13 protein-coding genes are annotated in these 12510 nt (G+C 64.3%); 8 read left to right on the plus strand and 5 right to left on the minus strand.

What is annotated here, in order from left to right; genetic code table 11:
• Positions 1-27: 27 nt before the first annotated feature.
• On the plus strand, positions 28-828 hold the full coding sequence (locus CJO11_RS05665; protein ID WP_095011844.1) for a response regulator: 801 nt from the start codon (positions 28-30) through the stop codon (positions 826-828).
• Between the two features lie 12 nt (positions 829-840).
• On the opposite strand, the gene CJO11_RS05670 is transcribed toward CJO11_RS05665, so the two are convergent.
• On the minus strand, positions 841-2490 hold the full coding sequence (locus CJO11_RS05670) for a CHASE domain-containing protein (protein WP_095011845.1): 1650 nt from the start codon (positions 2488-2490) through the stop codon (positions 841-843).
• A 232-nt stretch (positions 2491-2722) separates the two neighbouring features.
• Between CJO11_RS05670 and CJO11_RS05675 the strand changes: the two genes are divergently transcribed.
• The 3 genes from CJO11_RS05675 (at position 2723) to CJO11_RS05685 (ending at position 4804) form a co-directional block, all read left to right on the plus strand.
• The gene (locus CJO11_RS05675; RefSeq protein WP_095011846.1) at positions 2723-2917 is read left to right on the plus strand and encodes a NepR family anti-sigma factor; all 195 of its coding nucleotides are present in this window, start codon (positions 2723-2725) and stop codon (positions 2915-2917) included.
• Positions 2917-3528 (plus strand): sigma-70 family RNA polymerase sigma factor, encoded by a 612-nt coding sequence (locus CJO11_RS05680; protein WP_095011847.1) that lies wholly within the window; start codon positions 2917-2919, stop codon positions 3526-3528. Before CJO11_RS05675 ends, CJO11_RS05680 begins: the two co-directional genes overlap by 1 nt.
• A gap of 73 nt (positions 3529-3601) precedes the next feature.
• Positions 3602-4804 carry an AI-2E family transporter gene (locus CJO11_RS05685; protein ID WP_240504581.1) on the plus strand — a complete coding sequence of 401 codons (1203 nt, stop codon included), beginning with the start codon at positions 3602-3604 and terminating at the stop codon, positions 4802-4804.
• A 77-nt stretch (positions 4805-4881) separates the two neighbouring features.
• Here the strand turns inward: CJO11_RS05685 and CJO11_RS05690 are convergent, their stop codons facing one another.
• Both CJO11_RS05690 and CJO11_RS05695 read right to left on the minus strand, forming a co-directional pair.
• Positions 4882-5493, minus strand: coding sequence for a superoxide dismutase (locus tag CJO11_RS05690; protein ID WP_095011848.1), 612 nt, complete (start codon positions 5491-5493; stop codon positions 4882-4884).
• A gap of 63 nt (positions 5494-5556) precedes the next feature.
• Complete coding sequence (locus tag CJO11_RS05695; RefSeq protein WP_095011849.1) at positions 5557-6831, minus strand: dicarboxylate/amino acid:cation symporter; 1275 nt, start codon at positions 6829-6831, stop codon at positions 5557-5559.
• A gap of 125 nt (positions 6832-6956) precedes the next feature.
• On the opposite strand from CJO11_RS05695, the gene glmM reads away from it, so the two are divergent.
• Genes glmM through thiD form a run of 3 tightly spaced genes read left to right on the plus strand, consistent with a single transcriptional unit; the run spans position 6957 to position 9321 of the window.
• Positions 6957-8294 carry a phosphoglucosamine mutase gene (gene glmM / locus CJO11_RS05700; RefSeq protein WP_095011850.1) on the plus strand — a complete coding sequence of 446 codons (1338 nt, stop codon included), beginning with the start codon at positions 6957-6959 and terminating at the stop codon, positions 8292-8294.
• Positions 8294-8518 carry a DUF1272 domain-containing protein gene (locus tag CJO11_RS05705; RefSeq protein ID WP_095011851.1) on the plus strand — a complete coding sequence of 75 codons (225 nt, stop codon included), beginning with the start codon at positions 8294-8296 and terminating at the stop codon, positions 8516-8518. The genes glmM and CJO11_RS05705 overlap by 1 nt, the downstream gene beginning before the upstream one ends.
• Complete coding sequence (gene thiD / locus CJO11_RS05710) at positions 8515-9321, plus strand: bifunctional hydroxymethylpyrimidine kinase/phosphomethylpyrimidine kinase (RefSeq protein ID WP_095011852.1); 807 nt, start codon at positions 8515-8517, stop codon at positions 9319-9321. Before CJO11_RS05705 ends, thiD begins: the two co-directional genes overlap by 4 nt.
• Before the next feature lie 764 nt (positions 9322-10085).
• On the opposite strand, the gene pgsA is transcribed toward thiD, so the two are convergent.
• Positions 10086-10694 carry a CDP-diacylglycerol--glycerol-3-phosphate 3-phosphatidyltransferase gene (gene pgsA / locus CJO11_RS05715; RefSeq protein ID WP_095011853.1) on the minus strand — a complete coding sequence of 203 codons (609 nt, stop codon included), beginning with the start codon at positions 10692-10694 and terminating at the stop codon, positions 10086-10088.
• A 134-nt stretch (positions 10695-10828) separates the two neighbouring features.
• Between pgsA and CJO11_RS05720 the strand changes: the two genes are divergently transcribed.
• A complete protein-coding gene (locus CJO11_RS05720; RefSeq protein WP_095011854.1) occupies positions 10829-12184 on the plus strand; it encodes an MFS transporter in 1356 nt (451 codons plus the stop codon).
• Positions 12185-12197: 13 nt separating this feature from the next.
• Here the strand turns inward: CJO11_RS05720 and CJO11_RS05725 are convergent, their stop codons facing one another.
• On the minus strand, positions 12198-12392 hold the full coding sequence (locus CJO11_RS05725) for a hypothetical protein (RefSeq protein ID WP_095011855.1): 195 nt from the start codon (positions 12390-12392) through the stop codon (positions 12198-12200).
• Positions 12393-12510: the final 118 nt, after the last annotated feature.

Consider the following 12510-nt stretch of genomic DNA (forward strand, 5'->3'; position numbering starts at 1 on the left):
ATCGCGATTGCTACGGGAAGGGAATCGATGTCACTAGGTGAAAAGGTTGCCGCCAACCTGCCGTACTTGCGCCGCTATGCGCGCGCGCTGACCGGCTCGCAGGCCACCGGCGATGCCTTCGTGCGCGCCACGCTGGAAGCGGTGCTGGCCGATCCGTCGCTCAAGGCTTCGCTCGATCAGGGGCGCGTGCCGCTCTACCGCGCGTTCAACAAGGTCTGGTCGAGCGCCTATCTCGAAGTCGCCGGCGAAGGCCAGGGCCGCGCGGAAAGCAGCCACGAACTCGCCGCCGCCGACCGCTTGCAGGCGATCACCCCGCTCAACCGCCAGGCACTGCTGCTGACCACGCTCGAAGACTTCTCGATCCCCGATACCGCTGCGATCATGGATCTCGAGGCGGCGGAGGTCGAACACCTGGTGCAGGACGCGATCGAGGAGATCGACCGCGAATCCGCCACCAGCGTGCTGATCATCGAAGACGAGCCGTTGATCTCGATGCAGCTGGAAGACCTCGTCCGGGCACTCGGCCACGATATCTGCGGCACCGCCGCCACCCGCACCCAGGCGCAGGAAGTCGTCGCCGAGGCAACCCCGGGCCTGGTGCTGGCGGATATCCAGCTGGCCGACGGCTCTTCCGGGCTTGATGCGGTCGACGATATCCTGGCGATCGATTCGGTGCCGGTGATCTTCATCACCGCCTATCCCGAGCGTCTGCTGACCGGCGATCGGCCCGAGCCGACCTACCTCGTCACCAAGCCGTTCCAGGAATCCACCGTGCGCACCGCGATCAGCCAGGCGTTGTTCTTCAGGTCGGGTCGCCAGCCGAACTGACACCGGGCGCCATTATTCGGCGTCGCCTTGCGTATCTTCGCCGGAAAGACCCAGCACACGCCGCCGTGCGCGGATTTCGAACTCGCTCGGCCGCCGCACCGGCACGCGCAGGGTGCAGCGAACCCCTTCGGGCGCAAAGTCGATTTCGACCGGATGGCGCAGCTCGTGGGCGACGATCTTCTCGATCAGGTCGGTGCCGAACCCGCGGGGGCGGGTTGGCGGCACCGGCGGCCCCCCGGTCTCGACCCAGCGGATCGTCGCGAGATTTTCGTTCTCGAGCACCCACGTGAGGCGAACCCTGCCTTCATCGGTGCTCAGCGCGCCGTATTTGGCGGCGTTGGTCGCCAGCTCGTGGATCGCAAGGCCCAGCGACAAGGCATCGTTCGGCGCAAGTTCGACGTGAGGGCCGGCCAGCTCGAGCGCGGCTTCGGACCGGGCGTAAGGTGCAAGTTCGACCTCGAGCACCCGTTGTAGCGGGGTCGTGCTCCATTCGGACCTGGTCAGCAGGTCGTGCGTTGCTGACAATGCGCGAATGCGGCCGTCGATCCCGTCGGCGAATTCGTCGATATCGCTCGCCCGGCGGCGGGTCAGGTTGATGATCGACAGGACGTTGGCGAGGGTGTTCTTGACCCGGTGGTTGAGCTCGCGCGTCAGGTTGTCGCGGATCGAGTTCTGCTCGGCGAGCCATTCGAGCGAGGCCTGGTCCTCCATCGCCTGCTGGGTCAGCAGACGCGCGACGATCATCAGCAGGCAGGCCACCAGCAGCCCGAACAGCAGCGTCAGCATCGACAAGGTCGACAGGCCCTGCCCGCGCGCCGATTCGATAACCAGTTCCATCGATCGATTGGCAACCGTCACGGTCTCGCGCACGGTGTGCCCGGTGCGTTGCTCGGGCGGCAACTCGGCGAGCAGGTTGGTCTTGCTGGGCGGACCATCATACAGCCGCACACCCATTTCGCCGCGATTTTCGAGCTCGAGCGCCGAACTGAGGAAATCCTGCGCGTTGAACGGACTGTAGATGAATCCGCGCAGCGTGCGCCCGTCGATGCCCCCCTTGAACACCGGCATGTAGATCAGGAACCCCGGCTCCGGCTTGCTGCCTTCCTGCACCAGCACGACCTTGCCGCTGGCGGTCGGGCGGACCGAGCGCAAGGCTTCGTCCATCGCCGCCCTGCGGACCGGTTCGGAGTACATGTCGAACCCCAATGCACGGCGATTGCGCGCCGTATCCGGCTCGAGGTAGGTCACCGGCGTCACCAGCCGCTGGCTCGCCGGAGGAGACGGGTGAACCGCCGGCATCGAAGGGTCGATTTCCTGCATCGCCTTGTCGAACGAACCGACCTGGCTTGGCGGGATCGCAGCAGCCCAGCCGATCCCTTCCGCGCCGCGATAATCCGAATCGAGCCTAAGTTCGCCGATGAACCGGCGGAACAGCGGTTCGGGTACGGCATTGACCGAGCCAAACAGCGCAGCGCCTGCCCTGAGGTATGACGATGACGTGTTGCCGCGCCGTTCGATCGCGGAAGCGACCGCCTGCGCGGTTTCGCCCAGCTTGGCCTGTTCACGCTGGCGTTCGCCGCGCTCGATCGCGAACACGCTGAGCGCGCTGACTGCCGCGATCAGCAGGAATATCGCCAGCGGTGCGGCACGCGGGTAAAGCACCAGCCAGTGCCGGGCACGACGCCTTGGTTTTACCCCACTTTCCAACTACAACCCCCCAGATCGCCCAAGGCGGACCGGCCGGTTGTTACTCCGGCGGCATTGGGGGAACAAAGCGCCGCCCGCTTCGTTCCCCGAATGTAGCATCCGGACCGCCGATATTCCCGTTCTGTTATACGGATAGGGATACGGTGGCGTTCGGGTTTGCATGGCGGAATTTCCAGTCGGGGCATGAATGGCGGATCAGGATAAGGCCAAGCGGCCGGACGAAGAAGGGGGCGGGAAGAACAAGCGCGACGTAAAGAGCGGCAAGAGTGCGCCGCCGCCCGGTTGGGCAGCGGGGCTGCGCGAACTTTACGATTCGGTCGTCGAAGAGCCTTTGCCCAAGAGTTTCGAGGAACTCTTGTCCAAGCTGGATGACCAGGACTGATGGCCGACCGCAAGCGCACGGCTGCCGAGAAGGCCGACTTCAAGCGCGAACTTACCGAGGTCGCCCCGCACCTGCGCGCATTTGCACGCGGGTTGTGCGGGCGTCCTGACATGGCCGACGACCTGGTGCAGGAAACGCTGCTCAAGGCATGGGCCGCGCAAGACCGGTTCGAGCCCGGCACGAGTATGCGGGCATGGACCTTCGTGATCCTGCGCAACGCCTACCTCACCGAAATGCGGCGCAACCGTTTCCGCGGAGATTTCGACGAAAACGTCGCCGAACGCATCCTGACCGCACCCGCCGGACAGGAGGAGCCGATCCACCTGTCCGACATGCACCGTGCGCTGCTGACCCTGCCCGCCGAACGGCGCGAAGCCTTGCTGCTGGTGGGGGCCGGGGGCTTCTCCTACGAGGAAGCGGCCAATATCTGCGGCTGCGCGGTCGGCACGATCAAGAGCCGCGTGGGCCGCGCACGCGCCACGCTCAGCGCAATGCTCGAGGAGGGTGACGTCCCCAAACGGGCGATCGACGACGCAAGGGCGCATCGCGCGATCCTGGAAGAGCTCGACGAAGTCGCTGCCGGCCACGGCCAGAGCGAACCGACCCGCTGAGCGCTACCCGCTTGAACAGACCCACAGCCTGCGGCACAATCGCCGCACGCAACTCTATCGAGGCCTTCAGGAGATGAACGAGCAAAGTCCGCCCGATCCGCTCCGGCTGGAAGCGCCGGACACGGATTCGGCCGACGCCAGCGACGGCATCGCGACCGCACAGATGACGTTCGCGGCGCAGGAATTGCGGCTGATTTCCGCGCTCGTCGTGATCCTGGGGATTGGCCTGTTCCTCGCGCTGCCGTTCGTGCTGTCGATCGGTGCGGTGGTGTTCCTCCCGCTGGTGACCGCGCTGATCCTGACGATCGTGCTGGCTCCGCTGGCCGACAAGCTCGCCGCGTGGGGCCTGCCCAACCTGATTGCATCGCTGCTTGCGTTGATCATCCTGTTCGCGGTGCTGATGCTTGCCCTCGGGCTGATCCTGCAACCGGCGGTTTCGCTGTTCGAAACGCTCCCGGCGATTGCCGACAAGGTCGCGATGCGCTTTGCCGAGCTGCGCAACAATTTCGAATGGCTGGCCCGTGCCAACCGGCAGATCGCGCACTTGACCGGCCAGACCGGGCGCGAAGTCGTGCTCGCCAGCCCGTCGGTTATCGAACAGCTTGCGTTTGCTACCCCGAGCGTGATCGTCGAGATGCTGCTGACCTTCCTGATGACCTTTTTCATGGTCCTCTCGCGGGTGCGCCTGCGCCAGCACCTGCTGCTCGATCGCCGCGACTTCGGCACCAGCATCAAGGCGGCCCGGGTCATGCGCGAGGTCCAGGACCGGGTGGCCGCCTATGTCCTGACAGTGACCGTTATCAACGCCGGGATCGGGGTGATCGTGGCGCTCGGCGCGTGGGCGCTGGGGGTCGATGCCCCGGTGATGTGGGGCGGACTGGCGGCACTGCTCAATTTCGTGCCCTATATCGGCCCGCTGGCGATGACCGCGCTGCTGGCTCTCTATGGCGTGGGGACCGCGGAGACTGCGCTGCTGGGGATTATCCCGGCTGCGGCATACCTCGGGCTCCACACGGTCGAATCGAATGTGATCACCCCATCGATCCTCGGCGCGCGGTTCACCATGAACCCGGTGATCATCCTCATTGCGCTCAGCTATTTCAGCTGGATCTGGGGCGTGTTCGGCGCGCTACTGTCGGTGCCGATCCTGCTGATGCTGACCGCGTTTTTCGACCACGTCGGCAAGCCCAACCTGATCGGGTTCGTGTTCGGCGAGCCGCTGTTTGCGGGCAACCCGCTGGGCGAGCTTGGGCGAAGTCCGCCGCCCGACGCCTGACCACGGACTGCCAGACACGAAAAAGGCCCGCCCCGGCATCCCGGAGCGGGCCTTTCGCTATATTGCGTTCGCCGTGATCAGCCGGGGTAGGCCCAGGTCGATCCGCGTGCGAGGTTTTCGGACGCGAAGCGCCAGTTGAGCTTGGTATCGACCACCGCGTCGAGGTAAGCCGGGCGCGCATTCTGGTGATCGAGGTAGTAGGCGTGTTCCCACACGTCGATCGTCAGCAGCGGGTTCACGCCCTGGTCGGCCACTGTGTCGCCGTCGTGCGTCTCGGCGATCGCCAGCTTGTCACCGTCGACCACCAGCCACACCCAGCCGCTGGCGAAATGGCCTGCACCGCGCGCCTTGAGTTCGCCCTTGAGCGCGTCGAGCGAGCCGAACGAGGCATCGATCATCGCCGCCAGCTCGTCCGACGGGTTGCCGGTATCGGCCGCCAGCGAGTGCCAGTAGAATCCGTGGTTCCAGCTCTGCGCGGCGTTGTTGAACAGGCCCTGGTTGCTGCCGCGAGCGGCGGCGATCACCTCTTCGAGCGTCTTGCCGGCAAGGTCGGTGCCGTCGACCGCGGCGTTGGTCTTGTCGATATAGGCCTTGTGGTGCTTGCCGTAGTGGTACGACAGCGTTTCGGCGGAAATCGCCGGTGCCAGCGCGGTATCGGCGAATGGCAGGGGAAGAAGATCGAAAGCCATGGTTGTCTCCACTGGTCGGATTGGAAGGGATAAAGGGTTCACTACACCAATGCGCGAGGAAGGCTAGGGTTGCAGATCGCCGCCAGATTCTTGTCGTGAGCGGTCGACCGCAGTGGCGAGCGCGACGTCCATCGTCACGTTGCCGACCGTGCGCATGATGTCGGGCAGCATTTCCACCGCCACCAGCAGCGCAAGTGGCGCAACCGGCACGCCCATCGCCAGCGCGATCGGGCCGATCGAGATCACGAAGCTGATCGATCCGGGCAGGCTGACCGAACCGACCGAAATCACCAGCGCGACTGCGATCCCGGCGGCGAGCGTCGTCGCGGTCACCGGCACGCCCGCAAGGTGCGCGACATAGATCGCCACTGCCAGGTTCATCGCCGGGCTGGTCGCGCGGAAGATCGCGACGCTCAGCGGCAGGACGAATTCGGATGTGGTTTCGCTCAGTTCGAGCCGGTCGGCAGTGTCGAGCATCGCGGGCAGGCTGGCGAGCGAGCTTTGGGTCGACAGCGCCACCGCCTGCGCGGGGAACAGCGCACGGGCGAATCGCAGCGGCGAAATCCCGCCGGCAAACCACGCCAGCAGGTATCCGGCGATGAGCACGATCCCGCCCATCGAAGCGACCGCGACGATGTAGTGTGCCAGCGTCGTGAACGCCGATCCGCCGCTCTTTGCCGCCACCCCGACCGCGAGCGCGAACACCCCGACGGGCGCGAGCCACAGCACCCAGCCGATGATCAGCAACATCGCGTTGGCGAGCGCGCGGAAGAAACCTATCATTGTGTCGCGCTGCCCTGCAGGGAGCTTCACCAGCGCAAGCGCGAACACTGCAAAGAAGAGCGTCAGCGGCAGCATCGAGGTATTCGCCGCCGCTTCGACGATATTGGGCGCGACCAGCGATTCGATGAACGCTCCGATCCCGGGAACCTGTTGCTCGGGCCCGCCGGCGGCGGACAATACTCCGGCAGCGGCGGCAGGTGGCGGAAACGCCTTGAGCAGCAGCGGGAACAGGATCGCCGTTACCATCCCGCTGAACACCAGCACTGCCCCGAGCCAGCCGAGCATCCTCCGCGCGGCGACCCCTGCCCGCGCGGCCTGCGCCATCTGCGATATGCCCAGCACCAGCAATGCGGCGACCAGCGGCACGATCGTCACCTGCAATGCCCGCAGCCAGAGCGAACCGACCGGCTTGGTGACCATCAGCAGCAGGTCGATCGCGTGCGTCCCGGCGAGCACCCACCCCAGCACCAGCCCCGCGACCAGCCCGGCCAGCGTCTTGCCGGCGGGCAAATGAACCGTGACCAGCTGCTTTTCCGCGATCGTATCTGTGCTCACCCGTGACCCTCGCTTCTGCCTTTCGCGCGAGGATAGCGTGTTTATGGTTTCGCGCTAGGTGGTGACATCACCGCCGGTTCGCGCCATGGCGACACGCGCAGTCCGACGAGAGGCGAGAAATTTACATGGGACGCAAGTTCTTCGGCACCGACGGGATCCGCGGCCGCACCAACAAAGGCGTGATGACCGCCGCCACCGCGATGCGGGTGGGCCAGGCCGCGGGGCACCACTTCCTGCGCGGCAGCCATCGCCACCGGGTCGTGATCGGCAAGGACACCCGCCTGTCAGGCTACATGATGGAAAGCGCGCTGGTCGCGGGCTTCACCAGCGTGGGGATGGACGTGATCATGACCGGGCCGCTGCCGACCCCGGCAATCGCGCTGCTGACCCGCGAAATGCGCGCCGATCTCGGCGTGATGATCTCCGCCAGCCACAACCCGTTCGAGGACAACGGGATCAAGCTGTTCGGCCCCGACGGGTTCAAGCTGTCCGATGCCGACGAAGCCGCGATCGAGAAGCTGCTCGAAAGCGACCTGCCGCTGGCCGACGCGCCGAATATCGGCCGCGCGCGCCGCATCGAGGATGCCCGCGGGCGCTATATCCACGCGGTCAAGCAGACCGTTTCCAGCGAAATCCGGTTCGACGACCTCAAGGTCGTGGTCGATTGCGCCAACGGTGCGGCCTACCAGGTCGCCCCGTCGGCGATCTGGGAACTCGGCGCGGACGTGATCACGCTCGGCGTCACCCCCAACGGCACCAACATCAACGACAAGGTCGGCTCGACCTCGCTCGATGCGATCAAGGCCAGGGTGGTCGAGGAAGGTGCCGATATCGGCATTGCGCTCGACGGCGATGCCGACCGGCTGATCGTGGTCGACGAGAAGGGCCAGACGGTCGACGGCGACCAGATCATGGCGCTGATCGCGCTGCGCCTGCGCGACAAGGGCACGCTGAAGGGCGGCGGGATCGTCGCTACGGTGATGTCGAACCTCGGGCTCGAGCGGTTCCTCGGCGGGCACGGGCTGACACTGGAGCGGGCCAAGGTCGGCGACCGCTACGTACTCGAAAAGATGCGCGAGGGCGGGTTCAACGTCGGTGGCGAACAGTCGGGCCACATGATCATGCTCGATCATGGCACCACCGGCGACGGCACGATCGCCGCGCTGCGGGTGCTCGCCAGCCTGGTGCGCTCGGGCAAGCGCGCGAGCGAGATGCTGCACCAGTTCGATGCCGTTCCGCAGCTGCTCAAGAACGTACGCTTCGACGGCGGCGCACCGCTCGACGATGCGCACGTCAAGCAGGCGATTGCCGATGCCGAAAGGGAGCTGGGCGGCCACGGTCGGCTGGTGATCCGTCCCTCAGGCACCGAGCCGGTGATCCGGGTTATGGCCGAAGGCGACGATGCAGCGCAGGTCGAACGGGTGGTCGATGCGATCTGCGACGCGGTAAAGGCGGCCGCCTGATGCTCGAAATGCGGCCCGATTGCGAACGCTGCGGGGTGGACCTGCCCGCCGAAGCGCCCGGCGCGTTCATCTGCAGCTTCGAATGCACGTTCTGCGCGACTTGCGCCGACGAGCTCGACGATCGCTGCCCCAACTGCGGCGGCGAGCTGATGGACCGCCCGACCCGCGCGAAGGCGCTCCACGCCAAGCACCCGCCCTCGGCCGAGCGGAAGCACAAGCGATGATCGACCGACCGCCCCCGCGCATTCTGGCGATCGCCGGATCCGACAGCTCGGGCGGCGCCGGGATCCAGGCCGATATCAAGACGATCACGATGCTCGGCGGCTACGCGATGAGCGCGGTCACTGCTGTCACTGCGCAGAACAGCGTCGGGGTGCAGGCGATAGCGCCGCTCTCGCCCGACATGGTTGCGGAGCAGATCGCCAGCTGCGTGAGCGACATCGGGGTCGATGCGATCAAGATCGGAATGCTGCACGATGTCGGGATCGTCGAAGTGGTCGATGCCGCGCTTGCCGAGCAAGACGCCGCGCTACCGGTGATCCTCGACCCGGTGATGATTTCCACCAGCGGCGCGAACCTGATTGCGCCCGACGCCGCTGCGGCGATCCGCGACAAGCTGTTCTCCCGCGCAATGCTGATAACCCCCAACCTGCCCGAGCTCGCGCGCATCAGCGGGATGGACCTCGACGATTCGGGTGCGATGATCGATGCGGCGACCGAACTGGCCGACCGATACGGCTGCAGCGTGCTCGCCAAGGGCGGCCACACGGACGACGCGCGGGTGATCGACATCCTGATCCGCCCGGGCGGCCGGGCGGTCCAGTTCGACCACGCGCGGATCGACACGCCGCACACCCACGGCACCGGCTGCACGCTATCGTCCGCCATCGCCACGCTGGTCGGCCACGGGCAAGCGCTCGAACACGCGGTGCGGCTCGCCCGCAAGTTCGTCCACTCGGCGATCGAGAAGGCACCCGGATTCGGCGCGGGCAACGGCCCGCTGGGCCACCAGGCGGTGCGGAACTAGGTCGAGCCTAAGGTAGGCGCTCGACGAGCGACCGCTTTTCAAGATTTTCGCGACAAAGCAGTTGGTCTGCTAACGACCCGATTGCGGACATTTGGCCAATCGCGCATCATGATCCGATGTCCGAAGCTCGCGCACAACTCTTGCAGGGATTAGGAGAAATCCTGGATGGCCGTGATGATTGAAGTCTTAGTAGACATTTATTTGGGGATTCATTGGCTTGGGCGCGGAGCGTACTTTCTACTCCCGGGCTTAAAGATGAACAGGATGGATAACAATCAATATAGCAAAAGATATATTACTTCACTATGGAGCACCGCAGGAATATCACTTAATGTTTTTGTGAAACTACAAGCGAAATATCCAAACGCACTACCATTTAATGCTGATTATATGTATTTCAACGCTCTAATTTTAGTTCTAATATTTTCCATTATCGACATAAAAATATTTTATAGTCTTACAAGCTGTGAAGATGCAATGCTATCATTTGAAAAAAGAAGTCTATCATATAAGATTATAATTTCAACAACATCATTTATTCTATTTTTTGCTATTCCCATAATGTGCACCCAAATCTCTTAGGATCGTATGAAGGTCTTTCGCGCGCAACGATTTTAAGACGCGGCATGTTTTGGATCATCGAAGTCACTGCTCGATCACGAGTTCTCCTGACTCCAGGAGCGACCTCGTGATGTCCGCTTTCCACCCCTGAGCGGACCTTCGAACAATATGCAGCACTCCCCGAAAGCCGCCTTCCGCGCGGTTCACTCCATGTGCTTGAGGCCGACCCGCAAGTAGTCCCAGCCGGTGATCAGCGTCAGCACCGCAGCGGCCCACAGGCAGGTGAGGCCGGTCAGGTGGATCCAGTTCTGCGCCAGCGTGCCGCAATCCTCGTAAACCGAATGGCACGGCGGTCCGTCGACCGCGCCGCCGAGGATCAGCGCGCCCAAGCTGATCAGCTGGAACGTCGTCTTCCATTTGGCGAGCTTCGACACCGGGACCGAGACCTGCAGCGGCCCGAGAAATTCGCGCAGGCCCGAGACGGCGATCTCGCGCACCAGGATGATCAGCCCGGCAATCACGTGCAGGTCGCCGACATACGGCCCGCGCATATAGCCTTGCGCCGCCAGCACGAGGATAACTGCGGCGACCATAATCTTGTCGGCGATCGGATCGAGGAAAATGCCCAGCTTGCTGACCGTCCCCTGCGCGCGGGCGAGGTAACCGTCGAGGTAGTCGGTAAAGCCGATCACGCTGTAGAGCGCGAAGCCCAGCGCGTAGCCCAGGTGCCAATCGGGCCACCACAGCAGGAACGCCAGCAGCGGCACTGCGAAGATGCGCGAAAGCGTCAGGATATTGGGCAGCGTCAGCATCGCCGGGACCGTCGATCTCCTCCTGCCAACAGCCCCTAGCCCATCGCGCGGCCGGGAAAAAGGACAGGTTTGCCCTTGTCCCCGCCGCCCCAGACGCTAGGGCATGGGGCAGTGAGAAGCTGCCGGCAGGATAAATGACCACTTCCACGCATATGCTGCGCCGCCGGCGTTTCCTGCCGCTGTTCGTCACCCAGCTGCTCAACGCCTTCAACGACAACCTGTTCAAGACCGTGATGGTCCTGTTCGTGGTCTATTCGATCTATTCCTCGCCCGCCGCCGAAGGAACCTTCTCGGCGGTTGCCTCGGCGCTGTTCATCCTGCCGTTTTTCCTGCTGTCCGCGCTCGCCGGGCAACTCGCCGATATGCGCGACAAGGCAAAGATCATCCGCATGATCAAGGCGGCCGAGATCGGCATCATGACGGTTGGCGCGGCAGGCCTGCTGATCGCGTGGCAGGATGTCGCGTGCACCAAGGGGACTGTCCATTGCTACCTCGCGCCGCATCCGGCGCTGGCAGCCCTGGCGATCCCGCTGATGCTGCTCGCGCTGTTTGCGATGGGCGTCCATTCGACGTTCTTCGGCCCGATCAAGTACGCCATCCTGCCGCAGCACCTCAACGATCACGAAGTGCTCGCGGGGACCGGGCTGGTCGAGGCGGGGACCTATATCGCGATCCTGTTCGGCACGATCCTCGCGGGCTGGATCCCGGTCGAAGCAGGTGCGGCGGGCGTGATGATCACGGCAATCATCGGCTACATGGTATCGCGACAAGTGCCGCCGGCTCCGCCGCAGAGCGAGCCCGAACCACTCGATTTCCATTTCGTGCGCAGCTCGATCGCCTTGGTACGCAACACTATGCACGACAGCCGCGTGTTCCTCGCGATCATGGCGATCAGCTTCTTCTGGACCATCGGTGCGGTGCTGTTCATCGTGTTCCCGCCGCTCGCCAAGAACGTGCTCACCGCCAGCAAGGAAGTCGCCAGCCTGTTCCTGGTGATCTTCTCGGTCGGGGTCGCGATCGGCTCGGTCTCAGTCAACGCGCTGCTCAAGGGCAAGGTATCGGCACGCTATTCGCCGGTTTCGGTGATCGTGATGGGCCTGTTCGTGCTGGCGTTCTATTTCGTGTGCGAAGCATGGACCCCGTCGACCGACGGCACGCTGATGCACGTCCACGCGTTCGTTTCCCACCCCTTGGCGGTGCCACTGCTGCTGTGCCTGCTGGGGATCGCGGTGTCGGGCGGGATGTTCGTGGTGCCGCTCTATGCGTTCCTCACCACCTTCGTGCCCAAGACGCAGACCGCGCGCACGATCGCGGCCAACAATATCGTCAATTCGCTGGCGATGGTGATCGGATCGCTGGTTGCGACGGGCCTGAGCATGATGGGGATCGATATCGTCCACCACCTGCTGCTGAGCGCAGCGATGTGCCTCTATTCGGCGTGGCTGGGGTGGAAGCTGTTCAAGGCGGAGACCGCCGTCGAAGCGGCCTGAGCCGGCAGCGCGATTACCAGAAGAACGCCACCGCCATCGTGAAGCATGCGATATAGGTCGCGGCAAAGGCTGTCACGTCGCCGCGGGTCAGCCGCCAGCTGGTCCGCACGGGAACCGGCTCGGCTTCGCGCAATACGAACGGCGGAAGATTGGCCCGGAACGGATGGCGGGCGGTTTCGTCGGTGAGGACCAGTGCGCGTCTTTGCATGGCCCCGGGCTTAACCTTTCGGCAACCATAGCTCACGCGCGGAATCGGGCGTGTCGCGGCGCGGGACATTAAGCCTATCCGGCAACCGTGTTTGGCAACCAGGATGGCCGATTGCCGC

The sequence above is a fragment of the Tsuneonella mangrovi genome, from assembly GCF_002269345.1.
In the GTDB taxonomy this organism is placed as follows: domain Bacteria; phylum Pseudomonadota; class Alphaproteobacteria; order Sphingomonadales; family Sphingomonadaceae; genus Tsuneonella; species Tsuneonella mangrovi.